The sequence below is a fragment of the Pseudomonas sp. SDO524_S393 genome, assembly GCF_054071875.1.
The window spans coordinates 21,854-46,206 of record NZ_JBSVVZ010000054.1 but is presented as its reverse complement, the minus strand read 5'-3'; the positions used below and the strand labels follow the sequence as shown (position 1 = coordinate 46,206).

General features: G+C 55.2%; 25 protein-coding genes and 4 tRNA genes. All 29 read left to right on the top strand.

From position 1 onward, the window contains the following. Positions 1-178: 178 nt before the first annotated feature. Positions 179-1,138, top strand: coding sequence for a bifunctional biotin--[acetyl-CoA-carboxylase] ligase/biotin operon repressor BirA (gene birA, locus ACW9IB_RS21520; protein ID WP_457415435.1), 960 nt, complete (start codon positions 179-181; stop codon positions 1,136-1,138). After that, positions 1,128-1,877 carry a pantothenate kinase gene (locus tag ACW9IB_RS21515; protein ID WP_457415433.1) on the top strand — a complete coding sequence of 250 codons (750 nt, stop codon included), beginning with the start codon at positions 1,128-1,130 and terminating at the stop codon, positions 1,875-1,877. The genes birA and ACW9IB_RS21515 overlap by 11 nt, the downstream gene beginning before the upstream one ends. Positions 1,878-1,884: 7 nt before the next feature. Next, complete coding sequence (locus ACW9IB_RS21510) at positions 1,885-2,328, top strand: hypothetical protein (RefSeq protein WP_457415431.1); 444 nt, start codon at positions 1,885-1,887, stop codon at positions 2,326-2,328. Between the two features lie 143 nt (positions 2,329-2,471). Continuing rightward, positions 2,472-2,556 (top strand) — tRNA-Tyr (locus tag ACW9IB_RS21505). Positions 2,557-2,579: 23 nt separating this feature from the next. Beyond that, a tRNA-Gly gene (locus ACW9IB_RS21500) sits at positions 2,580-2,653 on the top strand. Positions 2,654-2,679: 26 nt separating this feature from the next. After that, a tRNA-Thr gene (locus ACW9IB_RS21495) sits at positions 2,680-2,755 on the top strand. 160 nt (positions 2,756-2,915) lie between these two features. Continuing rightward, positions 2,916-2,991 (top strand) — tRNA-Trp (locus tag ACW9IB_RS21490). 45 nt (positions 2,992-3,036) lie between these two features. Next, positions 3,037-3,405, top strand: coding sequence for a preprotein translocase subunit SecE (secE, locus tag ACW9IB_RS21485; RefSeq protein ID WP_003194658.1), 369 nt, complete (start codon positions 3,037-3,039; stop codon positions 3,403-3,405). A gap of 9 nt (positions 3,406-3,414) precedes the next feature. Continuing rightward, the gene (nusG, locus tag ACW9IB_RS21480; protein ID WP_003176436.1) at positions 3,415-3,948 is read left to right on the top strand and encodes a transcription termination/antitermination protein NusG; all 534 of its coding nucleotides are present in this window, start codon (positions 3,415-3,417) and stop codon (positions 3,946-3,948) included. Positions 3,949-4,065: 117 nt separating this feature from the next. Continuing rightward, positions 4,066-4,497: a 50S ribosomal protein L11 gene (rplK, locus tag ACW9IB_RS21475; protein ID WP_003176435.1), complete on the top strand. Its 432-nt coding sequence runs from the start codon at positions 4,066-4,068 to the stop codon at positions 4,495-4,497. Then, complete coding sequence (gene rplA, locus ACW9IB_RS21470) at positions 4,497-5,192, top strand: 50S ribosomal protein L1 (protein ID WP_457367415.1); 696 nt, start codon at positions 4,497-4,499, stop codon at positions 5,190-5,192. Before rplK ends, rplA begins: the two co-directional genes overlap by 1 nt. A gap of 200 nt (positions 5,193-5,392) precedes the next feature. Beyond that, positions 5,393-5,893 carry a 50S ribosomal protein L10 gene (rplJ, locus tag ACW9IB_RS21465; RefSeq protein WP_457415429.1) on the top strand — a complete coding sequence of 167 codons (501 nt, stop codon included), beginning with the start codon at positions 5,393-5,395 and terminating at the stop codon, positions 5,891-5,893. 78 nt (positions 5,894-5,971) lie between these two features. Then, entirely contained in the window at positions 5,972-6,337 is a 366-nt protein-coding gene (gene rplL / locus ACW9IB_RS21460) for a 50S ribosomal protein L7/L12 (protein ID WP_007957596.1), read from the top strand. A 220-nt stretch (positions 6,338-6,557) separates the two neighbouring features. Then, complete coding sequence (rpoB, locus tag ACW9IB_RS21455; protein ID WP_457367417.1) at positions 6,558-10,631, top strand: DNA-directed RNA polymerase subunit beta; 4,074 nt, start codon at positions 6,558-6,560, stop codon at positions 10,629-10,631. 65 nt (positions 10,632-10,696) lie between these two features. Then, entirely contained in the window at positions 10,697-14,896 is a 4,200-nt protein-coding gene (rpoC, locus tag ACW9IB_RS21450; protein ID WP_457367418.1) for a DNA-directed RNA polymerase subunit beta', read from the top strand. Positions 14,897-15,113: 217 nt separating this feature from the next. After that, positions 15,114-15,485, top strand: a complete 372-nt coding sequence (rpsL, locus tag ACW9IB_RS21445) for a 30S ribosomal protein S12 (protein WP_003186084.1) — start codon at positions 15,114-15,116, stop codon at positions 15,483-15,485. Positions 15,486-15,594: 109 nt separating this feature from the next. Beyond that, on the top strand, positions 15,595-16,068 hold the full coding sequence (gene rpsG / locus ACW9IB_RS21440; RefSeq protein WP_007916467.1) for a 30S ribosomal protein S7: 474 nt from the start codon (positions 15,595-15,597) through the stop codon (positions 16,066-16,068). A 30-nt stretch (positions 16,069-16,098) separates the two neighbouring features. Next, a complete protein-coding gene (gene fusA, locus ACW9IB_RS21435) occupies positions 16,099-18,246 on the top strand; it encodes an elongation factor G (RefSeq protein WP_457415428.1) in 2,148 nt (715 codons plus the stop codon). Positions 18,247-18,273: 27 nt separating this feature from the next. Further along, a complete protein-coding gene (gene tuf / locus ACW9IB_RS21430) occupies positions 18,274-19,467 on the top strand; it encodes an elongation factor Tu (RefSeq protein ID WP_401057898.1) in 1,194 nt (397 codons plus the stop codon). A 155-nt stretch (positions 19,468-19,622) separates the two neighbouring features. Beyond that, a complete protein-coding gene (gene rpsJ / locus ACW9IB_RS21425) occupies positions 19,623-19,934 on the top strand; it encodes a 30S ribosomal protein S10 (RefSeq protein ID WP_003186070.1) in 312 nt (103 codons plus the stop codon). Between the two features lie 80 nt (positions 19,935-20,014). Next, positions 20,015-20,650 carry a 50S ribosomal protein L3 gene (gene rplC, locus ACW9IB_RS21420; protein WP_457367420.1) on the top strand — a complete coding sequence of 212 codons (636 nt, stop codon included), beginning with the start codon at positions 20,015-20,017 and terminating at the stop codon, positions 20,648-20,650. 12 nt (positions 20,651-20,662) lie between these two features. Further along, a complete protein-coding gene (gene rplD / locus ACW9IB_RS21415) occupies positions 20,663-21,265 on the top strand; it encodes a 50S ribosomal protein L4 (protein ID WP_457367421.1) in 603 nt (200 codons plus the stop codon). Then, positions 21,262-21,561, top strand: a complete 300-nt coding sequence (gene rplW, locus ACW9IB_RS21410) for a 50S ribosomal protein L23 (RefSeq protein WP_002555488.1) — start codon at positions 21,262-21,264, stop codon at positions 21,559-21,561. The genes rplD and rplW overlap by 4 nt, the downstream gene beginning before the upstream one ends. Positions 21,562-21,575: 14 nt before the next feature. Continuing rightward, positions 21,576-22,400 (top strand): 50S ribosomal protein L2, encoded by an 825-nt coding sequence (gene rplB, locus ACW9IB_RS21405; RefSeq protein ID WP_007924198.1) that lies wholly within the window; start codon positions 21,576-21,578, stop codon positions 22,398-22,400. A 16-nt stretch (positions 22,401-22,416) separates the two neighbouring features. Continuing rightward, on the top strand, positions 22,417-22,692 hold the full coding sequence (rpsS, locus tag ACW9IB_RS21400) for a 30S ribosomal protein S19 (protein WP_085585806.1): 276 nt from the start codon (positions 22,417-22,419) through the stop codon (positions 22,690-22,692). Positions 22,693-22,703: 11 nt separating this feature from the next. Further along, positions 22,704-23,036 carry a 50S ribosomal protein L22 gene (rplV, locus tag ACW9IB_RS21395; protein WP_003103908.1) on the top strand — a complete coding sequence of 111 codons (333 nt, stop codon included), beginning with the start codon at positions 22,704-22,706 and terminating at the stop codon, positions 23,034-23,036. 13 nt (positions 23,037-23,049) lie between these two features. Further along, positions 23,050-23,736 (top strand): 30S ribosomal protein S3, encoded by a 687-nt coding sequence (gene rpsC, locus ACW9IB_RS21390; RefSeq protein ID WP_027982006.1) that lies wholly within the window; start codon positions 23,050-23,052, stop codon positions 23,734-23,736. A 12-nt stretch (positions 23,737-23,748) separates the two neighbouring features. Continuing rightward, positions 23,749-24,162, top strand: a complete 414-nt coding sequence (gene rplP / locus ACW9IB_RS21385; protein WP_003176421.1) for a 50S ribosomal protein L16 — start codon at positions 23,749-23,751, stop codon at positions 24,160-24,162. Next, the gene (rpmC, locus tag ACW9IB_RS21380) at positions 24,162-24,353 is read left to right on the top strand and encodes a 50S ribosomal protein L29 (protein WP_002555481.1); all 192 of its coding nucleotides are present in this window, start codon (positions 24,162-24,164) and stop codon (positions 24,351-24,353) included. Before rplP ends, rpmC begins: the two co-directional genes overlap by 1 nt.

Genomic DNA, 24,353 nt, shown 5'->3' with positions numbered 1-24,353 from the left:
CATCGTCAAGATTAAATTCCGAAACCCCATTTGCGAAAGCAGATGGGGTTTTGTTCTGGGCGGGTGAAAAGGCATTTAAGCGTTTTTGTTGCCCGACCTTCACGCTAAGCGCCCGCCTTTCTATGCAATGGTCTTACGCATGGCTATCATGCGTGCCTCATTGTGAGGCGATACTTGCATGCTGACGTTGTTGAAACTCTTGAAAGACGGTCGATTCCATTCTGGAGAGGCATTGGGTGTCGCCTTGGGCATCAGTCGCAGTGCTGTCTGGAAGCAACTGCAGCACCTGGAGGCCGAATTGAACCTGTCTGTCCATAAGGTTCGAGGGCGGGGATATCAGTTGGCATCGCCATTGGTCTTCTTGAGTGCTGAGGAGATCACCTCAAATGCGCCGACCCTAAGCTGGCCCGTTCATATTTCAGATTCCATTGACTCCACTAATGCTGAAGCGCTGCGCCTTGTCGAGATTGGCTGTGCCGCCCCGCTCCTGGTGCTCGCAGAGCAGCAAACGGCAGGGAGAGGGCGGCGGGGTCGGGCGTGGGTCAGTCCATTCGCACAAAATGTGTATTACAGCCTCGTATTGCGCATCGAGGGTGGACTCAGGCAATTGGAAGGGTTGAGCCTTGTCGTCGGGTTGGCTGTCATGCAGGCTCTGCGTGAGTCTGGGGTGCAAGGCGCAGCGCTGAAGTGGCCAAACGACGTTTTGGTTGGCAGAAAAAAAATTGCCGGAATTTTGCTTGAGCTGGTCGGGGATCCAGCGGATATCTGTCACGTTGTCCTGGGGGTTGGGATTAACGTGAATATGCAAAGAACTGCAGACGTTGATCAGCAGTGGACCTCGGTGCAGCTGGAAACTGGTCTGCCTCTTGATCGTAACCTTCTTGTTGCGAGACTTGGCCTGCAACTGCAGCACTATCTGGATCGACATAAGGCCTCCGGTTTTGCGGCGCTCCAAGAGGAGTGGGAGCAGAATCATTTGTGGCAGGGTAAAGCTGTTTCCCTCATAGCAGGGGTTAATCATATTGAGGGCGTGGTCTTGGGCGTCGATCGTCAGGGGGCTTTGCGATTGAGTGTAGAGGGTGTCGAAAAGACGTACAGCGGTGGTGAGTTAAGCCTGAGGTTGCGTGATGATTCTTGAGCTCGACTGTGGGAATAGCTTCATCAAATGGCGCGTGCTTGATTTGACAGCAATCGGCGTTTTTGCAGAAGGCGTCGTCGGTTCGGATGTTGCCCTAATCGATAGCCTGTTGGCGCTGCCCGGCGTCTTGCTGACACGCTGTCGTTTGGTGAGTGTTAGGGCTTCAGAAGAAACGAGCAAGTTGGTGGCGGCCTTGGAGGCGTCTTTTGGGGTTGTCGTGTCCTGCGCTGCGCCCGCGCGCGACATGGCGGGCGTTCGCAACGGGTATGAGGAGTTCGAGCGCCTCGGGCTTGATCGCTGGTTGGCAATGCTCGGTGCGTTCAAATTGGCCTCGGGTGCCTGCCTGGTACTTGATTTCGGTACTGCGGCAACGGCCGATTTTATTGCTTCGGATGGTGAGCACCTAGGAGGCTTCATTTGTCCTGGGATGCCGTTGATGCGTAACCAGTTGCGAACTCATACCCGCAAGATACGTTATGACGATGCCGCAGCCGAGCAGGCATTGGCGCGCTTATCGCCAGGTCGTACCACCGTCGAGGCAGTAGAGCGCGGCTGTACGCTCATGCTGAGAGGCTTCGTGCTGACTCAGCTGGAGCTTGCTCGAAGTTACTGGGGTGATGAATTCGTGGTGTTTCTCACTGGCGGGGATGCCGAGCTCGTTTCGGAGGCTGTGCCTCAGGCTCGGCTTGTTCCGGATCTGGTCTTTGTTGGCCTAGCGATGGCGTGCCCTTTGTCCTGAGGTGTTTATGCGTTGGCTGTTTTTGCTTTTGCTGGTCCTCAATGCGTTCTACTACATTTGGCATCAGCAAGAGGCGCCGTTACGGGCAAAGGATGTCACTCCTCTGAGTCTTTACAAGGGCTCGCAGCAAGATATCCGCCTTCTGAGTGAATCATCCGATGCCGTGCAAAAGCGTGACAGGGCCAAGGCTTCTGAGGTGAATACCTGTTTGTATCTGGGTGGTTTTGCGGATCAGCGGCAAGCGTTGGTACTAGAGCAGCGTCTGATCAGTCTGGATATAAAGGTCAAGATGCAATTGCTCAATACGCAGGAGGTCTCTGGTTACTGGCTCCGTGTTGCCCCCGAAAGCAGGCGCCTGGCTGAAGATCTGCCCTTTGAAAACCTTGCTAAGGAATTCAATGAGTTAAAACATAAAATAATGTTGTGCGAAGGCGTTGCAACTCTCGATTAGTTTGCATAGAATGGCGCCCGCTTCGCAGTGAAGACCTTTACGGTCAGCGGTGTGAAGCGAAGGTCAATGCAGCTAACCTCATATTTTTAAATGAGAAAATGCTTGACAGAAGGTCGGCGTAATGTAAAATGCCGGCTCGCTTAGGAGGGGTTCCCGAGCGGCCAAAGGGATCAGACTGTAAATCTGACGTCTACGACTTCGAAGGTTCGAATCCTTCCCCCTCCACCATTTTAGCGTGAGCTGCAAGCTCCGCGGGTATAGTTTAGTGGTAGAACCTCAGCCTTCCAAGCTGATGATGCGGGTTCGATTCCCGCTACCCGCTCCAAGTTTGCAGGTTGTGCAATGTGTTTCGCTCTTGTAGCTCAGTTGGTAGAGCACACCCTTGGTAAGGGTGAGGTCAGCGGTTCAAATCCGCTCAAGAGCTCCATATAACAAGGCAGATATGAAAATATCTGCCTTTGTTTTAACAGCTGCCTCGGCTTGATGGTGTTGTGCCTGGCTTTGTTGTCGGGTGATTTCAAGTCTCTTGGGGTTGGTTGTTGTAAAGTCTTTTTCAGGCCTGCATAATGGTCGGCCTGATTTGTTTTAGGTCAGTAGCTCAATTGGCAGAGCGACGGTCTCCAAAACCGTAGGTTGGGGGTTCGATTCCCTCCTGACCTGCCAGATTCACGTGGTGTGTCTGGCTTTCTTTTCACAGGATCTTCATAGATGACTCCTAAGGCTGAAGCTCAAAGCTCTCGTTTCGATCTGGTCAAGTGGCTTGCTGTGGTCGCGTTGGTGGTCGTAGGCGTTGTTGGCAATCAGTACTATTCTGCTTCGCCGATCCTGTACCGTGTGCTCGCATTGCTTGCCCTTGCTGCTGTAGCTGCCTTTGTAGGTCTGCAGACTGCTAAAGGCAAGTCTTTCGCGGTCCTGGTAAAGGAAGCGCGCACCGAAATTCGTAAAGTCGTTTGGCCGACTCGCCAAGAAACCACGCAGACCACCCTGATTGTGGTGGCTGTTGTTCTGGTTATGGCGTTGCTGTTGTGGGGTCTTGATTCCCTGCTCGGCTGGCTTGTTTCCTTGATTGTTGGCTAAGGGTGTCCCGTGGCTAAGCGTTGGTACGTTGTGCATGCTTACTCGGGTTACGAGAAGCATGTTATGCGCTCTTTGCTGGAGCGCGTAAAGCTGGCAGGCATGGAAGATGGCTTCGGCGAAATTCTGGTTCCCACTGAAGAAGTGGTCGAAATGCGGAATGGTCAGAAGCGCAAGAGCGAACGTAAGTTCTTTCCAGGGTACGTGCTGGTTCAAATGGACATGAACGAAGGTACTTGGCACTTAGTCAAGGATACCCCTCGTGTCATGGGTTTCATCGGCGGTACCGCTGATAAGCCTGCTCCAATCACCGATAAAGAGGCAGAAGCAATTCTGCGTCGTGTTGCTGATGGTAGCGACAAGCCCAAGCCGAAGACGTTGTTCGAGCCGGGTGAGGTTGTTCGTGTTACAGATGGTCCGTTTGCTGATTTTAACGGCACTGTCGAAGAGGTTAACTACGAAAAGAGCCGGATCCAAGTGGCTGTGCTCATTTTCGGTCGCTCTACTCCGGTAGAGTTGGAGTTCAGTCAGGTCGAGAAGGTCTAGCTGAGCAAGCATCCCAACCCCACAGTCCTAGGCTGTGGGGTTTTGTCGTCACTGGGATAAACGCGCAAGTAACCGGGGAGCCTTTCGAGGCGTTTGAACCCGTAATTGGAGTGCCTCATGGCCAAGAAGATTACCGCTTACATCAAGCTGCAAGTGAAGGCCGCTCAGGCCAACCCAAGTCCACCCGTCGGTCCAGCTCTGGGTCAGCACGGCGTGAACATCATGGAATTCTGCAAGGCCTTCAACGCCCGTACTCAGGGTCTTGAGCCAGGTCTGCCGACTCCAGTGATCATCACTGTATACAGCGACCGTAGCTTCACTTTCGAAACCAAGTCGACCCCAGCTTCGGTTCTGCTGAAGAAGGCTGCTGGTCTGACTAGCGGTTCCGCTCGTCCTAACACCGTTAAGGTTGGCACCGTAACTCGTGCTCAGCTGGAAGAGATCGCGAAAACCAAAAACGCGGATCTGACTGCAGCTGATATGGATGCAGCCGTGCGTACCATCGCCGGTTCTGCTCGTAGCATGGGCCTTAACGTGGAGGGTGTGTAATGGCTAAGCTGACCAAGCGCCAAAAGGCTATCGCTAGCAAAATCGAAGCAGGCAAGTCTTACAATTTCGAAGACGCTGCTGCTCTGCTGACCGAGCTGTCGACTGTCAAGTTCAGCGAGTCTGTTGACGTTGCTGTGAACCTGGGCGTAGACCCACGTAAATCCGACCAGGTTGTTCGTAGCGCTACTGTGCTGCCGCACGGCACTGGCAAGACTGTACGTGTTGCTGTCTTCACCCAAGGCCCGGCAGCTGAAGCTGCTCTGGCCGCTGGCGCTGATCGCGTTGGTATGGACGACCTGGCTGCCGAAATGAAAGGCGGCGACCTGAACTATGACGTAGTAATTGCTTCCCCGGATGCAATGCGCGTTGTGGGCCAGCTCGGTCAGATCCTCGGTCCACGTGGTCTGATGCCTAACCCGAAAGTCGGTACCGTAACTCCAGACGTCGCCAACGCAGTTAAAAATGCCAAGGCTGGCCAGGTTCGCTACCGCACTGACAAAAACGGCATCATTCACACCTCCGTTGGCAAAGTCGGTTTCGACGCCGTCAAGCTGAAGGAAAACGTTGAAGCCCTGATCGCTGACCTGAAGCGCATCAAGCCGGCCTCTTCGAAAGGTATCTACGTCAAGCGCGTTACCCTGAGCACCACTATGGGCCCAGGTCTGGTCATCGACCAGGGTTCGCTGAACGTATAAGACACAAATTGGCGCAGCTTTAAATGCGCCAATTGAAAGATTGGGGTCCCTGCCTGGCGGGGGCTATCCAAGACCGTAGGCGGCGAAAGTCTTAAACCTACAGCCTACGCAGATGGTGCTCCCGGTTCCTTACCGAATCAGACACCAAAACGACATCCGGCTCAGGCCTGATGAAACGGTAACAAGCAGGAGTTAAACCCGTGGCAATTAATCTCGAAGACAAGAAGGCCATCGTCGCTGAAGTCAACGAGGCTGCCAAAGTCGCTCTGTCCGCTGTCGTGGCTGATGCCCGTGGCGTAACAGTAGGCGCAATGACCGGACTCCGTAAAGAGGCTCGTGAAGCTGGCGTTTACGTACGCGTTGTACGTAACACCCTGCTCAAGCGCGCTGTTGCTGACACTGACTACAGTGTTCTCAACGATGCGTTCACCGGCCCGACCCTGATCGCGTTCTCCAATGAACATCCGGGCGCTGCTGCCCGTATTTTCAAAGAGTTCGCCAAGGGTCAGGACAAGTTCGAGATCAAGGCAGCTGCGTTCGAGGGCAAGTTCCTCGCAGCAAACGAAATCGACGTACTGGCAAGCCTGCCGACCCGTGACGAAGCTATCGCGAAACTGATGAGCGTGATTCAAGGCGCTACCAGCAAGCTGGCTCGTACTCTGGCAGCTATTCGCGACCAGAAGGAAGCTTCCGCGGCCTAAGGCCCTGGATTTCCTTTCGCGTATTTTTGTTTATTTCGATAGCCGTACTAGGCTGTCCCCCAATTCAGGAATTGAGTCATGTCTCTGACTAACGAACAAATCATCGAAGCAATCGGCCAGAAAACCGTTCTGGAAGTTGTTGAGCTGATCAAGGCAATGGAAGAAACCTTCGGCGTGACCGCTGCTGTCGCTGCTGCTGGTCCTGCTGCTGCCGCTGCTGTTGTTGAAGAGCAAACCGAGTTCAACGTTGTTCTGGTTGAAGCCGGCGAGAAGAAAGTAAACGTGATCAAGGCAGTTCGTGAACTGACTGGTCTGGGCCTGAAAGAAGCCAAAGAGAAAGTCGACGGCGCTCCTCAGGTTGTAGCTGAAGGCGTTTCGAAAGAAGCCGCTGAAGACGCTAAGAAGAAGCTGGAAGAAGCAGGCGCTAAAGTCGAGCTGAAATAAGCATCGACCTTGTGTCTCCGGCCCAAGCGTTAAGCTGAAGGCTGATGGCTGGTGGCTCTTGCCACCGGCCTTTTTCCGTTCTTGGCTGTCGACTCGGTCGCCGCCAAAAGCGTGTTGTAGCCACCCGATGCGGTGGTGCAAACCAAGGGGTTTGCAAGATTTTCTGGCTGCTCCCGTCGGGAGGGGCCAAACAAGCAGGTGACCAAGCTGGGGAACGCTGATGGCTTACTCATATACTGAGAAAAAACGTATCCGCAAGGACTTTAGCAAGTTGCCGGACGTCATGGATGTCCCGTACCTTCTGGCTATCCAGCTGGATTCGTATCGTGAATTCTTGCAGGCGGGAGCGACCAAAGATCAGTTCCGCGACGTGGGCCTGCATGCGGCCTTCAAATCCGTTTTCCCGATCATCAGCTACTCCGGCAATGCTGCGCTGGAGTACGTCGGTTATCGTCTGGGCGAACCGGCATTTGATGTCAAAGAATGCGTGTTGCGCGGCGTCACGTACGCCGTACCTTTGCGGGTAAAAGTCCGTCTGATCATTTTCGACAAAGAATCGTCGAACAAAGCGATCAAGGACATCAAAGAGCAAGAAGTCTACATGGGTGAAATCCCCCTGATGACTGAAAACGGTACCTTCGTTATCAACGGTACCGAACGCGTTATCGTTTCCCAACTGCACCGTTCCCCGGGCGTGTTCTTCGACCACGACCGCGGCAAGACGCACAGCTCCGGCAAACTCCTGTACTCCGCGCGGATCATTCCATACCGCGGTTCGTGGCTGGACTTCGAGTTCGACCCGAAAGACTGCGTATTCGTACGTATCGACCGTCGCCGCAAACTGCCGGCCTCGGTACTGCTGCGCGCGCTGGGTTACACCACCGAACAAGTGCTGGATGCTTTCTACACCACCAACGTATTCAGCCTGAAGGATGAAACCCTCAAGCTGGAGCTGATCGCTTCGCGTCTGCGTGGTGAAATTGCCGTTCTGGACATCCAGGACGAAAAAGGCAAGGTCATTGTTGAGGCTGGTCGTCGTATCACTGCACGCCACATCAACCAGATCGAAAAGGCCGGTATCAAAGAGCTGGAAGTGCCTCTGGACTACGTCTTGGGTCGCACGACCGCCAAGGCCATCGTTCACCCGGCCACCGGTGAAATCCTGGCTGAATGCAACACCGAGCTGAACACCGAGATCCTGGCGAAAATCGCCAAGGCCCAGGTTGTTCGCATCGAAACGCTGTACACCAACGACATCGACTGCGGTCCGTTCATTTCCGACACGTTGAAGATCGACTCCACCAGCAACCAATTGGAAGCGCTGGTCGAGATCTATCGCATGATGCGTCCTGGTGAGCCGCCGACCAAAGATGCGGCCGAGACGTTGTTCAACAACCTGTTCTTCAGCCCTGAGCGCTATGACCTGTCTGCGGTCGGCCGGATGAAGTTCAACCGTCGTATCGGTCGTACCGAAATCGAAGGTTCGGGCGTGCTGAGCAAGGAAGATATCGTCGAGGTTCTGAAGACCCTGGTCGACATCCGTAACGGCAAAGGCATCGTCGACGACATCGACCACCTGGGTAACCGCCGTGTTCGTTGCGTAGGTGAAATGGCCGAGAACCAGTTCCGCGTTGGCCTGGTACGTGTTGAGCGTGCGGTCAAAGAGCGTCTGTCGATGGCCGAAAGCGAAGGTCTGATGCCTCAGGACCTGATCAACGCCAAGCCAGTCGCTGCGGCGGTGAAAGAGTTCTTCGGTTCCAGCCAGCTTTCCCAGTTCATGGACCAGAACAACCCGCTCTCCGAGATCACCCACAAGCGCCGTGTTTCGGCACTGGGCCCGGGCGGTTTGACCCGTGAGCGTGCAGGCTTCGAAGTTCGTGACGTACACCCGACTCACTATGGTCGTGTATGCCCGATCGAAACGCCGGAAGGTCCGAACATCGGCCTGATCAACTCCCTGGCGGCCTACGCGCGTACCAACCAGTATGGCTTCCTGGAAAGTCCATACCGTGTGGTTAAAGAAGGTGTGGTCACCGACGACATCGTGTTCCTGTCCGCCATCGAAGAAGCTGATCACGTGATCGCTCAGGCTTCGGCCACGATGAACGACAAGAAAGTCCTGATCGACGAGCTGGTGGCGGTACGTCACCTGAACGAGTTCACCGTCAAGGCGCCGGAAGACGTCACCCTGATGGACGTTTCGCCGAAGCAGGTAGTATCGGTTGCAGCGTCGCTGATTCCGTTCCTCGAGCACGACGACGCCAACCGGGCATTGATGGGTTCCAACATGCAGCGTCAGGCTGTACCAACCCTGCGTGCTGACAAGCCGCTGGTCGGTACCGGCATGGAGCGTAACGTCGCTCGTGACTCCGGCGTTTGCGTCGTGGCTCGTCGTGGCGGTGTGATCGACTCCGTTGACGCAAGCCGTATCGTGGTTCGTGTTGCCGATGACGAAGTTGAAACTGGCGAAGCCGGTGTCGACATCTACAACCTGACCAAGTACACCCGCTCGAACCAGAACACCTGCATCAACCAGCGTCCGCTGGTGAGCAAAGGTGATCGCGTTCAGCGTAGCGATATCATGGCCGACGGCCCGTCCACCGACATGGGTGAACTGGCACTGGGTCAGAACATGCGCATCGCGTTCATGGCATGGAACGGCTTCAACTTCGAAGACTCCATCTGCCTGTCCGAGCGTGTTGTTCAGGAAGACCGTTTCACCACGATCCACATTCAGGAACTGACCTGTGTGGCCCGTGACACCAAGCTTGGCCCAGAGGAAATCACTGCAGACATCCCGAACGTGGGTGAAGCTGCTCTGAACAAGCTGGACGAAGCCGGTATCGTTTACGTCGGCGCCGAAGTTGGCCCGGGCGACATTCTGGTAGGCAAGGTCACTCCAAAAGGTGAGACCCAGCTGACTCCGGAAGAAAAACTGCTGCGTGCAATCTTCGGTGAGAAAGCCAGCGACGTTAAAGACACTTCCCTGCGCGTACCTACCGGTACCAAAGGTACTGTCATCGACGTGCAGGTCTTCACCCGTGATGGCGTTGAGCGCGACAGTCGTGCCCTGTCCATCGAGAAGAGCCAGCTGGACGAGATCCGCAAGGACTTGAACGAAGAGTTCCGCATCGTCGAAGGTGCAACCTTCGAACGTCTGCGCTCCGCACTGGTAGGCCACAAGGCTGAAGGTGGCGCTGGTCTGAAGAAAGGTCAGGACATCACTGACGAAGTGCTCGACGGTCTGGAACACGGTCAGTGGTTCAAGCTGCGCATGGCGGAAGATGCTCTGAACGAGCAGCTCGAGAAGGCGCAGGCCTACATCGTTGATCGCCGTCGCCTGCTGGACGACAAGTTCGAAGACAAGAAGCGCAAACTGCAGCAGGGCGATGACCTGGCTCCAGGCGTGCTGAAAATCGTCAAGGTTTACCTGGCAATCCGTCGCCGCATCCAACCGGGCGACAAGATGGCCGGTCGTCACGGTAACAAAGGTGTGGTCTCTGTGATCATGCCGGTTGAAGACATGCCGCACGATGCCAATGGCACACCGGTGGACGTGGTCCTTAACCCGTTGGGCGTACCTTCGCGTATGAACGTTGGTCAGATCCTTGAAACCCACCTGGGCCTCGCGGCCAAAGGTCTGGGTGAGAAGATCAACCGTATGATCGAAGAGCAGCGCAAGGTTGCAGAACTGCGTAAGTTCCTGACCGAGATCTATAACGAGATCGGCGGTCGCCAAGAGAAGTTGGAAGACTTCTCCGACCAGGAAATCCTGGACCTGGCGAAGAACTTGCGTGGCGGCGTTCCAATGGCTACCCCAGTGTTCGACGGTGCCAAGGAAGTCGAAATCAAGGCCATGCTGAAACTGGCAGACCTGCCAGAAAGCGGCCAGATGCAGCTGTTCGACGGCCGTACCGGCAACAAGTTCGAGCGCCCGGTTACTGTTGGCTACATGTACATGCTGAAGCTGAACCACTTGGTAGACGACAAGATGCACGCTCGTTCTACCGGTTCGTACAGCCTGGTTACCCAGCAGCCGCTGGGTGGTAAGGCTCAGTTCGGTGGTCAGCGTTTCGGGGAGATGGAGGTCTGGGCACTGGAAGCATACGGTGCTGCTTACACTCTGCAAGAAATGCTCACAGTGAAGTCGGACGATGTGAACGGCCGGACCAAGATGTACAAAAACATCGTGGACGGCGATCACCGTATGGAGCCGGGCATGCCCGAGTCCTTCAACGTGTTGATCAAGGAAATTCGTTCCCTCGGCATCGATATCGATCTGGAAACCGAATAACACGTGACGCGAATCGAGAGCGTGGCTGATAAAGCCCGCTCTCTGCTCCGCCAGGAGGAAAGGCCTTGAAAGACCTACTGAATTTGCTGAAAAACCAGGGTCAAGTCGAAGAGTTCGACGCCATCCGTATTGGGTTGGCATCGCCTGAGATGATCCGTTCGTGGTCGTTCGGTGAAGTTAAAAAGCCGGAAACCATCAACTACCGTACGTTCAAGCCTGAGCGTGACGGCTTGTTCTGCGCCAAGATCTTTGGCCCGGTAAAGGACTACGAGTGCCTGTGCGGTAAGTACAAGCGCTTGAAACACCGTGGTGTAATCTGCGAGAAGTGCGGCGTTGAAGTCGCGCTGGCCAAGGTTCGTCGTGAGCGCATGGCGCACATCGAACTGGCTTCGCCGGTTGCCCACATCTGGTTCCTGAAATCGCTGCCGTCCCGTATCGGCTTGCTGATGGACATGACCCTGCGTGATATCGAACGCGTTCTCTACTTCGAGAGCTATGTCGTTATCGATCCAGGCATGACCACCCTTGAAAAAGGTCAGTTGCTGAACGACGAGCAGTACTTCGAAGCGCTGGAAGAATTCGGTGACGATTTCGACGCCCGCATGGGTGCCGAAGCTGTCCGCGAACTGCTGCACGCGATCGATCTGGAGCACGAGATTGGCCGTCTGCGTGAAGAAATTCCGCAAACCAACTCCGAAACCAAGATCAAGAAACTGTCCAAGCGTCTGAAGTTGATGGAAGCCTTCCAGGGTTCCGGCAACCTGCCAGAGTGGATGGTGCTGACCGTTCTGCCGGTTCTGCCGCCAGACCTGCGTCCGCTGGTGCCGTTGGATGGTGGTCGTTTCGCGACGTCCGACCTCAACGACCTGTACCGCCGCGTGATCAACCGTAACAACCGTTTGAAGCGTCTGCTCGACCTGTCCGCTCCGGATATCATCGTGCGCAACGAAAAGCGTATGTTGCAGGAAGCGGTCGACGCCTTGCTCGACAACGGTCGTCGTGGCCGTGCTATCACCGGTTCCAACAAGCGTCCTCTGAAATCCCTGGCCGACATGATCAAGGGTAAGCAAGGCCGTTTCCGTCAGAACTTGCTCGGTAAGCGTGTTGACTACTCCGGTCGTTCGGTAATTACCGTGGGCCCGACCCTGCGTTTGCATCAGTGCGGTCTGCCGAAGAAGATGGCTCTGGAACTGTTCAAACCGTTCATTTTCGGCAAGCTCGAAATGCGCGGTCTGGCGACCACCATCAAAGCGGCCAAGAAAATGGTCGAGCGCGAACTGCCAGAGGTTTGGGACGTTCTCGCTGAAGTGATCCGTGAACACCCGGTTCTCCTCAACCGTGCACCGACCCTTCACCGTCTGGGTATCCAGGCGTTTGAGCCGGTACTGATCGAAGGCAAGGCTATCCAGCTGCACCCTCTGGTCTGTGCTGCGTACAACGCCGACTTCGACGGCGACCAAATGGCCGTGCACGTACCGCTGACACTGGAAGCCCAGCTGGAAGCGCGTGCGTTGATGATGTCGACCAACAACATTCTGTCGCCAGCCAACGGTGAGCCAATCATCGTTCCGTCGCAGGACGTTGTATTGGGTCTGTACTACATGACTCGTGAAGCGATCAACGCCAAGGGCGAAGGTCGTGTTTTCGCTGACCTGCAAGAAGTTGACCGTGTGTTCCGTGCCGGCGAAGCCGCACTGCACGCCAAGGTCAAAGTGCGGATCAACGAAACCGTCAACGACCGTGATGGTGGCAGCGTGACCAACACCCGTATCGTCGACACCACTGTCGGCCGTGCGCTGTTGTATCAAGTTGTGCCAAAAGGTCTGTCGTACGACGTCGTCAACCTGCCGATGAAGAAAAAAGCGATCTCCAAGCTGATCAACCAGTGCTACCGCGTGGTGGGTTTGAAAGAGACCGTGATCTTCGCTGACCAGTTGATGTACACCGGTTTTGCCTACTCGACCATTTCCGGTGTTTCCATCGGTGTTAACGACTTCGTTATCCCTGACGAGAAAGCCCGCATCATCGGTACCGCTACCGACGAAGTGAAGGAAATCGAGAGTCAGTATGCCTCCGGCCTGGTAACCCAGGGCGAGAAGTACAACAAGGTGATCGACCTGTGGTCCAAGGCCAACGACGAAGTGTCCAAGGCGATGATGGCCAACCTTTCGAAAGAAAAGGTTGTCGATCGTCATGGCGAGACCGTTGACCAGGAATCCTTCAACTCGATGTACATGATGGCTGACTCGGGAGCGCGGGGTTCTGCTGCACAGATTCGCCAGCTGGCCGGTATGCGTGGCCTGATGGCCAAGCCGGACGGCTCCATCATCGAAACGCCGATTACTGCGAACTTCCGTGAAGGTTTGAGCGTACTCCAGTACTTCATCTCCACTCACGGTGCTCGTAAAGGTCTGGCGGATACCGCGTTGAAAACTGCGAACTCCGGTTACCTGACGCGTCGTCTGGTAGACGTTGCACAAGATCTGGTTGTAACCGAGATCGACTGCGGCACCGAGCACGGCCTGCTGATGACTCCGCACATTGAAGGCGGCGACGTTGTAGAGCCTCTGGGTGAGCGTGTACTGGGTCGTGTTATTGCCCGTGATGTATTCAAACCAGGTACCGAAGACGTCATCGTTCCCGCCGGCACTCTGGTTGACGAGAAGTGGGTCGAGTTCATCGAGCTCAACAGCATTGACGAAGTGATCGTTCGCTCGCCGATCAGCTGTGAAACCCGCTATGGCATCTGCGCCAAGTGCTACGGCCGTGATCTGGCACGTGGTCACCTGGTGAACATTGGTGAAGCTGTCGGCGTTATCGCCGCTCAGTCCATCGGTGAGCCAGGTACCCAGCTGACGATGCGTACGTTCCACATCGGTGGTGCGGCAAGCCGGACCTCCGCGGCCGACAGCGTTCAGGTGAAGAATGGCGGTACTGTCCGTCTGCATAACCTGAAGCACGTTGAGCGAGTGGATGGTCACCTGGTAGCTGTGTCCCGTTCCGGTGAGTTGGCCATCGCTGATGACTTCGGTCGTGAGCGCGAGCGCTACAAGCTGCCGTACGGTGCTGTGATTTCGGTTAAAGAAGGTGACAAGGTCGACGCTGGCGCAATCGTGGCCAAGTGGGATCCGCACACTCACCCGATCGTTACTGAAATGAAAGGTACCGTGACCTACGTGGGCATGGAAGAAGGCATCACGATCAAGCGTCAGACTGACGAATTGACCGGTATGACCAACATCGAAGTGCTCGACGTGAAGGATCGTCCAGCTGCCGGTAAGGACATCCGTCCTGCCGTGAAGATGGTCGATGCCAACGGCAAGGATCTGTTGCTGCCAGGTACTGACGTACCGGCTCAATACTTCCTGCCAGCCAACGCCCTGGTCGGCGTGGCGGACGGTGCGCAGATCGCGATCGGTGATGTTATCGCTCGTATTCCGCAAGAAACTTCGAAGACCCGTGACATCACCGGTGGTCTGCCGCGTGTTGCCGACCTGTTCGAAGCCCGTCGTCCGAAAGAAGCGTCGATTCTGGCTGAAGTCAGCGGCACCATCGCGTTCGGTAAAGAGACCAAGGGCAAGCGCCGTCTGGTCATCACTCCGAACGACGGTAGCGATCCGTACGAAGAGCTGATTCCGAAGTGGCGTCACCTGAACGTGTTCGAAGGTGAGCAGGTTAACCGCGGCGAAGTTATCTCCGACGGTCCGAGCGATCCACACGACATCCTGCGTTTGCTGGGTGTGAGTGCGCTGGCCAAGTACATCGTCAACGAGATTCAGGACGTTTACCGTCTGCAAGGCGTGAAGATCAACGACAAGCACATCGAGACCATCCTGCGTCAGATGCTGCGTAAAGTTGAGATCTCCGAGTCCGGCGACTCCAGCTTCATCAAGGGCGACCAGATGGAGTTGACTCAGGTGCTGGTAGAAAACGAGCGTCTGGGCGGTGAAGACAAGTTCGTCTCCAAGTTCACGCGTGTACTGCTGGGTATCACCAAGGCGTCGTTGTCGACCGAATCGTTCATCTCGGCGGCCTCCTTCCAGGAGACCACTCGCGTACTGACCGAAGCGGCGGTGACCGGCAAGCGTGACTACCTGCGTGGCCTGAAAGAAAACGTGGTCGTGGGTCGTTTGATCCCGGCTGGTACCGGTTTGGCCTACCACAGCGAGCGCAAGCGTCGCCGTGATGCAGACAAGCCGTTGCGCGTAAGCGCCAGTGAAGTGGAAGCTGCACTGACCGAAGCGCTGAACTCGAGCGGTAACTGAGTTCTGCGATAAATAAGATCGGGCCCTGACAGCCCCCGCTCGTCGGAACAAAGTATTCGTACTTTGATCTGGCGAGAGGGGAGGTCGGGGCCTTGTCTTGACTGGGGGCAAGATCCTCTTTAGACTCTTGTACCCCTAAATTTGGCGGGAATGCGTTCCTGCCATTTTGCTTTTCTTGTAAGACAATAGCGTCGCAAGACAACAGTGGAGCTAGTAGATGGCAACTATCAACCAGCTGGTACGTCAGCCGCGTAAGCGTATCGTCGAGAAATCCGACGTGCCTGCGCTGCAGAACTGCCCGCAACGTCGTGGCGTGTGCACCCGTGTGTACACCACTACGCCGAAAAAACCTAACTCGGCACTGCGTAAAGTATGCCGTGTGCGTCTGACCAACGGTTTCGAGGTTTCCTCGTACATCGGTGGTGAAGGCCACAACCTGCAAGAGCACAGCGTGGTTCTGATTCGTGGCGGTCGTGTAAAAGACTTGCCAGGTGTTCGTTACCACACCGTTCGCGGCTCCTTGGATACTTCCGGCGTTAAAGGCCGTAACCAGGGTCGTTCGAAGTACGGTACCAAGCGTCCGAAGTAATCGGCTGCTTTGCAGATTTTCATTTTATTGAGTCGATAAGAGTAAGGTCGGGCACGCATCCGCAGGGATCTGTTCCGAGCTAACCTGAAGACCGTTTGAGGGCTTATCAATGCCAAGACGTCGCGTAGCAGCAAAGCGTGAGATTCTGGACGATCCGAAATACGGAAGCCAAATCCTCGCCAAATTCATGAACCACGTTATGGAAAGCGGCAAGAAAGCCGTTGCCGAGCGTATCGTTTATGGTGCCCTGGAAACTGTAGCGACCCGTAAGGCCGGTACCGATCCCCTGGAACTCTTCGAAAAAGCACTCGACGCCATCGCTCCGCTGGTCGAAGTGAAGTCGCGCCGCGTTGGTGGTGCTACTTACCAGGTTCCGGTTGAAGTTCGTCCTTCCCGTCGTAACGCTCTGGCAATGCGCTGGCTGGTAGACTTCGCCCGCAAGCGTGGCGAGAAGTCCATGGCTCTGCGTTTGGCTGGCGAACTGCTGGATGCTGCTGAAGGTAAAGGTGCTGCTGTTAAGAAGCGTGAAGACGTGCACCGTATGGCTGAAGCTAACAAAGCTTTCTCGCACTACCGCTTCTAAATTCAGCGTTACTCAATTTGCGAGGGCTTTATGGCTCGTACTACTGCAATCAACCGCTACCGTAACATTGGTATCTGTGCCCACGTTGACGCGGGCAAGACCACCACTACCGAGCGGATCCTGTTCTACACAGGTCTCAGCCATAAAATGGGTGAGGTTCATGACGGCGCTGCTACCACCGACTGGATGGTGCAGGAGCAGGAGCGTGGTATCACCATTACTTCCGCTGCCGTTACCACGTTCTGGAAAGGTTCGGTCGGTCAATACGATAACTATCGTGTGAACGTGATCGACACCCCGGGCCACGTAGACTTCACCATTGAAGTAGAGCGCTCCCTGCGCGTACTCGACGGCGCGGTCGTTGTGTTCTGTGGTACTTCCGGTGTTGAGCCACAGTCCGAAACCGTATGGCGTCAAGCCAACAAGTACGGCGTTCCACGTGTTGTTTACGTGAACAAGATGGACCGTGCGGGTGCCGACTTCCTGCGCGTAGTAGGCCAGATCAAAAACCGTCTGGGTCATACCCCGGTTCCTGTTCAGTTGGCTATCGGCTCGGAAGAAAACTTCCAGGGTCAGGTCGACCTGATCAAGATGAAAGCCATCTACTGGAACGATGACGACAAGGGCACCACTTATCGCGAGGAAGAAATTCCTGCTGATATGCTGAGCCTGGCTGAAGAGTGGCGCGCCAATATGGTGGAAGCTGCTGCGGAAGCCAACGAGGAGCTGATGAACAAGTACCTTGAAGAAGGTGAGCTGTCCGTCGAAGAGATCAAGGCAGGCCTGCGTGCGCGCACCCTGGCCAGCGAGATCGTTCCGGCTGTCTGCGGCTCTTCCTTCAAGAACAAGGGTGTTCCTCTGGTTCTCGATGCCGTTATCGACTATCTGCCTGCTCCGACCGAGATCCCGGCGATCAAGGGTATTCACCCGGATCTGATCGATAAGCCGAAGGAGGAAGTCACTCCAGAGGAATACGACGAGCGTCATGCTGACGACAATGAGCCGTTCTCGGCTCTGGCCTTCAAGATCGCCACCGACCCGTTCGTTGGTACTCTGACTTTCGTTCGCGTTTACTCGGGCTTCCTGAGTTCCGGTGACTCTGTCATCAACTCGGTCAAAGGCAAGAAAGAGCGCGTTGGTCGTATGGTTCAGATGCACGCCAACCAACGTGAAGAGATCAAGGAAGTACGTGCAGGCGACATCGCTGCTCTGATCGGTATGAAGGACGTCACCACTGGTGACACCCTGTGCAATGCCGACAAGCCGATTATCCTTGAGCGTATGGACTTCCCTGAGCCTGTGATTTCGCTCTCCGTAGAGCCGAAAACCAAGCAGGACCAGGAAAAGATGGGTATCGCACTGGGCAAGCTTGCTCAAGAAGACCCGTCGTTCCGCGTCAAGACCGATGAAGAAACCGGCCAGACCATCATTTCCGGTATGGGCGAGCTTCACCTGGATATCCTTGTTGACCGCATGAAGCGCGAGTTCAACGTGGAAGCCAACATTGGTAAGCCTCAGGTTTCGTACCGTGAGAAGATCACCAAGGACAACGTCGAAATCGAAGGTAAGTTCGTTCGTCAGTCCGGTGGTCGCGGTCAGTTCGGTCACTGCTGGATTCGCTTCTCGCAGCCTGCAGTGGACGATAAAGGCAACATTACCGAAGGCCTGGAGTTCACAAACGAGGTCGTAGGTGGTGTGGTTCCTAAGGAATACATCCCGGCAATCCAGAAGGGTATCGAAGAGCAGATGAAGAACGGCGTTGTTGCCGGCTATCCGCTGATCGGCCTGAAGGCTACCGTGTTTGATGGTTCCTACCACGACGTCGACTCCAACGAGATGGCGTTCAAGGTGGCAGCTTCCATGGCGACCAAGCAGCTGGCCTCTAAAGGCGGCGGTGTTGTGCTTGAGCCGATCATGAAGGTTGAAGTGGTAACCCCTGAAGACTACATGGGTGACGTGATGGGTGACCTGAACCGTCGTCGTGGTCTGATCCAGGGTATGGAAGACTCGGTCTCCGGCAAAGTAGTTCGTGCCGAAGTTCCGCTGGGTGAAATGTTCGGTTATGCGACCGACGTTCGTTCCATGTCCCAGGGTCGCGCGAGCTACTCTATGGAGTTCTCCAAATACGCTGAAGCTCCGTCGAATATCGTCGAAGCACTCGTTAAAAAACAAGGCTAATCCCCTTTAGGCAAGGAGTTAATTGTCGTGGCTAAAGAAAAATTTGATCGTTCCCTTCCGCACGTCAACGTTGGCACTATCGGTCACGTTGACCACGGTAAAACCACTCTGACTGCAGCTCTGACTCGCGTCTGCTCCGAAGTTTTCGGTTCTGCAGTTGTTGAATTCGACAAGATCGACAGCGCTCCAGAAGAGAAAGCTCGCGGTATCACCATCAACACCGCGCACGTTGAGTACAACTCGAACATTCGTCACTACGCTCACGTTGACTGCCCAGGTCACGCTGACTACGTGAAGAACATGATCACTGGTGCTGCCCAGATGGACGGCGCGATCCTGGTTTGCTCGGCTGCCGATGGTCCGATGCCACAAACTCGTGAGCACATCCTGCTGTCCCGTCAGGTAGGCGTTCCGTACATCGTGGTTTTCCTGAACAAGGCTGACCTGGTAGACGACGCTGAGCTGCTGGAACTGGTTGAGATGGAAGTGCGCGACCTGCTGAGCACTTACGACTTCCCAGGTGATGACACTCCAATCATCATCGGTTCCGCTCGTATGGCGCTGGAAGGTAAAGACGACAACGAAATGGGCACTACCGCTGTCAAGAAGCTGGTAGAAACTCTGGATAGCTACATTCCAGAGCCAGAGCGTGCTATCGATAAGCCGTTCCTGATGCCAATCGAAGACGTATTCTCGATCTCCGGTCGCGGTACTGTGGTAACTGGCCGTATCGAGCGTGGTATCGTCAAGGTACAAGACCCGCTGGAAATCGTTGGTCTGCGTGACACCACCACCACCACCTGCACCGGTGTTGAAATGTTCCGTAAACTGCTCGACGAAGGTCGTGCTGGCGAGAACTGCGGTGTTCTGCTGCGTGGTACCAAGCGTGACGACGTTGAGCGTGGTCAGGTTCTGGTTAAGCCGGGTTCGGTTAAGCCGCACACCAAGTTCACCGCAGAAGTTTACGTTCTGAGCAAGGAAGAAGGCGGTCGTCACACTCCGTTCTTCAAAGGCTACCGTCCACAGTTCTACTTCCGTACTACTGACGTGACTGGTAACTGCCAGCTGCCAGAAGGCGTTGAAATGGTAATGCCAGGCGATAACATCCAAATGGAAGTTACCCTGATCAAGACCATCGCAATGGAAGACGGTCTGCGCTTCGCTATCCGTGAAGGCGGCCGTACCGTTGGTGCTGGTGTTGTAGCTAAAATCATCGAGTAAGCCTCTTTAGAGTCTGCTTGATGTTTTGAAAAAGCCCCCGCTTAGCGGGGGCTTTTTTATTGGGTTGACACCTATCTGGGGCGTCTATAGAATTGCGCCTCCTTTTAACGGGCGTATTGCGCCCGGTGGGAATAGCAGCCGGAGTCTGAAATCCAATGCAAAATCAGCAAATCCGTATCAGGTTGAAGGCTTTTGACCATCGCCTGATCGACCAATCCACCCAGGAAATCGTGGAAACCGCGAAACGTACTGGTGCTCAAGTGCGTGGTCCAATTCCACTGCCTACCCGTAAAGAGCGGTTCACCGTTCTGGTCTCCCCGCACGTCAACAAAGACGCGCGTGACCAGTACGAGATCCGTACTCATAAGCGCGTTCTGGACATCGTCCAGCCAACGGATAAAACCGTTGACGCACTTATGAAGCTTGATCTTGCGGCCGGTGTGGAAGTGCAGATCAGCCTCGGCTAAGACTCGGTCTTAGTCGTGTAACGCTCTGAAATGGGCGGCCATAGCGGGTGAAAGCCCCGTACACTCATGAGGTTTACAACATGACTATTGGTGTAGTCGGTCGTAAAGCGGGTATGACCCGTATTTTCACCGAAGAAGGTGTCTCCATTCCGGTCACGGTCATTGAGATCGAGCCGAATCGCGTCACCCAGTTCAAAACTGAAGAAACCGATGGCTACCGTGCAGTGCAAGTCACTGTCGGCGAGCGTCGTGCTTCGCGTGTGACTGCTGCTCAAGCAGGCCACTTCGCTAAAGCAAACGTTGCAGCTGGTCGTACCGTTCTGGAATTCCGTCTTGAAGAAGGCGAGTACCAGGCTGGCGATCTGATCAACGCTGAAATCTTCGCCGCTGGTCAACTGGTCGATGTAACCGGTCAGTCCAAAGGTAAAGGCTTCCAGGGTACGATCAAGCGTTGGAATTTCCGTGGCCAAGACAACACTCACGGTAACTCCGTTTCCCACCGCGTCCCGGGCTCTATTGGCCAGTGCCAGACTCCTGGTCGTGTATTCAAGGGCAAAAAAATGTCCGGTCATATGGGCGCTGAGCGCGTGACCGTGCAGTCCCTCGAAGTAGTGCGCGTCGACGCTGAACGCAATCTGTTGCTGGTCAAGGGTGCTGTTCCTGGCGCTACTGGCGGCAACCTGGTTGTACGTCCAGCGGCCAAGGCTCGCGGTTAAGGGGAAGCTGACATGCAATTAAACGTAAATGACGCTCAAGCGATCGAAGTTTCCGAACTGACATTTGGCGGCGAATTCAACGAGACGCTCGTTCACCAAGCAGTCGTGGCCTACATGGCCGGCGGCCGTCAAGGTAGCAAGCAGCAAAAGACCCGTTCCGACGTTTCTGGTGGCGGTAAGCGCCCATGGCGTCAGAAAGGTACTGGCCGTGCTCGTGCCGGTACTATCCGTAGCCCAATCTGGCGCGGCGGCGGTACCACTTTCGCAGCTCGTCCACAGGATCACTCCCAAAAGCTCAACAAGAAGATGTATCGCGCAGCTCTGCGCTCCATCCTCGCTGAGCTGGTGCGTACTGATCGTCTGGTCGTGGTTCAGGACTTCGCTGTAGAAGCGCCGAAAACCAAAGATCTGCTGAACAAGCTGAACGGCATGGGCCTGACTGATGTCCTGATCGTGTCTGAAGCTGTTGATCAGAACCTGTACCTGGCTGCTCGCAACCTGCCTCACGTTGATGTACGTGACGTGCAAGGTTCCGATCCAGTTAGTCTGATCGCATACGACAAGGTGTTGATCACCGTGTCGGCCGTGAAGAAATTCGAGGAGCTGCTGGGATGAACCAGGAACGCGTATTTAAAGTTCTGCTTGGCCCGCACGTTTCCGAAAAGGCTACGGTTCTGGCAGACAAGAAAGGCCAGTTCGTTTTCAAGGTTGCTACCGACGCAACCAAGCTGGAAATCAAGAAGGCCGTCGAAAGCCTGTTCAGCGTGAAAGTAGAGCGCGTAACTACCCTGAATGTTCTGGGTAAGAGCAAGCGCACTGCTCGCGGTCTGGGCAAGCGTAATGACTGGAAGAAGGCAGTTATCTCCCTTCAGCCAGGCCAAGATCTCGATTTCAGCAGCAGTGCTGAGTAAGGAAGGGGTGCATCATGGCAATCGTTAAATGCAAACCGACTTCCCCTGGCCGCCGTTTTGTGGTCAAGGTGGTCAACCAGGAGCTGCATAAAGGCGCTCCTCACGCACCGCTGCTCGAGAAAAAATCGAAGTCTGGTGGTCGTAACAACAATGGTCGTATTACCACTCGTCACGTTGGTGGTGGCCATAAGCAGCATTATCGTCTGGTCGACTTCCGTCGCAACGACAAAGATGGCATCGCTGCCACTGTCGAGCGTATCGAATACGATCCAAACCGTACTGCTCACATCGCTCTGCTGCTGTACGCAGATGGCGAGCGTCGCTACATCATTGCCCCTAAAGGCGTGAGTGCTGGCGACCAGCTGATCGCAGGTGCCTTGGCGCCGATCAAGCCGGGCAACGCTCTGCAACTGCGCAACATTCCAGTTGGTAGCACCGTACACGGCATCGAATTGAAGCCAGGTAAAGGCGCGCAAATCGCTCGTTCCGCTGGTGCTTCGGCTCAGCTGATCGCTCGTGAAGGTGTCTACGTGACCCTGCGTCTGCGTTCTGGTGAGATGCGTAAAGTGCTGGCTGAATGCCGCGCGACCCTGGGTGAAGTCTCGAACTCCGAGCACAGCCTGCGTTCGCTGGGTAAAGCTGGTGCCAAACGCTGGCGTGGCGTTCGCCCAACCGTTCGTGGTGTTGCCATGAACCCGGTTGACCACCCACACGGTGGTGGTGAAGGTCGTACCTCTGGTGGTCGTCATCCGGTATCGCCATGGGGCTTCCCGACTAAGGGCGCGAAGACTCGTGGTAATAAGCGTACCGACAAAATGATCGTCCGTCGTCGCAAGTAAATAGAGGGATACGACAGTGCCACGTTCTCTGAAAAAAGGTCCTTTTATTGATCTTCACCTACTGAAGAAGATCGAAGTGGCGGCGGAAAAGAACGATCGCAAACCAGTTAAGACCTGGTCGCGTCGTTCGATGATCCTGCCACAAATGGTCGGTCTGACCATCGCTGTACACAACGGTCGTCAGCACGTCCCAGTTCTCGTGAACGAAGACATGGTCGGCCACAAACTGGGCGAGTTCGCCGGTACCCGCAACTATCGTGGGCACGTGGCAGACAAGAAAGCCAAGCGTTAAGGGGTAAGGAAATGGAAGTAGCCGCTAAGTTGTCGGGCGCTCGAATCTCCGCCCAGAAAGCCCGCTTGGTCGCCGACCAGATCCGCGGGAAGAAGGTGGGCGAAGCGCTCAACCTGTTGGCTTTCAGCAGTAAGAAAGCCGCCGAGATCATGAAAAAAGTGCTGGAGTCGGCCGTAGCCAACGCCGAGCATAACGAAGGCGCTGACGTTGATGACCTGAAGGTCAGCACCGTTTTCGTCAACGAAGGGCGTTCGCTGAAGCGCATCATGCCACGTGCCAAAGGCCGTGCTGATCGCATCGTCAAGCGGTCTTGCCATATCACTGTCAAGGTTGCTGACAAGTAACGGAGTCGAAGAGATGGGTCAGAAAGTACATCCCATTGGCATTCGCCTGGGAATCGTCAAGGAGCACACCTCCGTCTGGTACGCAGACGGTCGGACTTATGCGGACTACTTGTTCGCAGATCTGAAGGTGCGTGAGTATCTCCAAGACAAACTAAAAAGCGCGTCCGTAAGCCGTATCGATATCCATCGTCCGGCTCAAACTGCACGCATCACCATCCACACCGCTCGTCCAGGTATCGTTATCGGGAAGAAAGGTGAAGATGTTGAAAAACTGCGTCAGGACCTGACCAAGCAAATGGGTGTGCCTGTGCACATCAATATCGAAGAGATCCGCAAGCCGGAGCTCGACGGTATGCTGGTTGCCCAGAGCGTAGCTCAGCAGCTGGAGCGTCGTGTGATGTTCCGTCGCGCCATGAAGCGCGCCGTACAGAACGCCATGCGCATTGGTGCCAAGGGCATCAAAATCCAAGTGAGCGGTCGTCTCGGCGGTGCTGAAATCGCACGTACTGAATGGTATCGCGAAGGTCGTGTGCCACTGCACACCCTGCGTGCCGATATCGACTATGCCACCTACGAAGCTCACACCACTTACGGTGTGATCGGTGTGAAGGTTTGGATCTTCAAAGGCGAAGTAATTGGTGGTCGCCAAGAAGAACTGAAACCACAAGCACCAGCGCCTCGTAAAAAAGCTGCTAAGTAAGGGGTACGCAAAATGTTGCAACCAAAGCGTACGAAGTTCCGCAAGCAGATGACCGGCCACAACCGTGGTCTGGCTCAGCGCGGTAGCAAAGTCAGCTTCGGCGAGTTCGCGCTGAAGTCTGTTGCTCGTGGTCGTCTCACCGCTCGTCAGATCGAGTCAGCGCGTCGTGCTCTGACCCGTCACGTTAAACGTGGCGGCAAGATCTGGATCCGTGTATTCCCGGACAAGCCGATCTCCAAGAAGCCTCTCGAAGTGCGGATGGGTAAAGGTAAGGGTAACGTCGAATACTGGGTTGCCCAGATTCAGCCAGGCAAAGTCCTGTATGAAATCGAGGGTGTTTCTGAAGAGCTGGCGCGTGAGGCTTTCGCCCTGGCTGCTGCAAAGCTGCCGCTCGCCACCTCCTTTGTTAAACGGACGGTGATGTGATGAAAGCGAATGAACTTCGTGAAAAATCCGCACAGCAGCTGAACGAGCAACTGCTCGGCCTGCTGCGCGACCAGTTCAATCTGCGTATGCAGAAAGCAACTGGCCAGTTGGGGCAGTCTCATCTGCTCTCGCAAGTTAAGCGTGACATCGCTCGCGTGAAAACTGTGCTCAACCAGCAGGCAGGTAAGTGA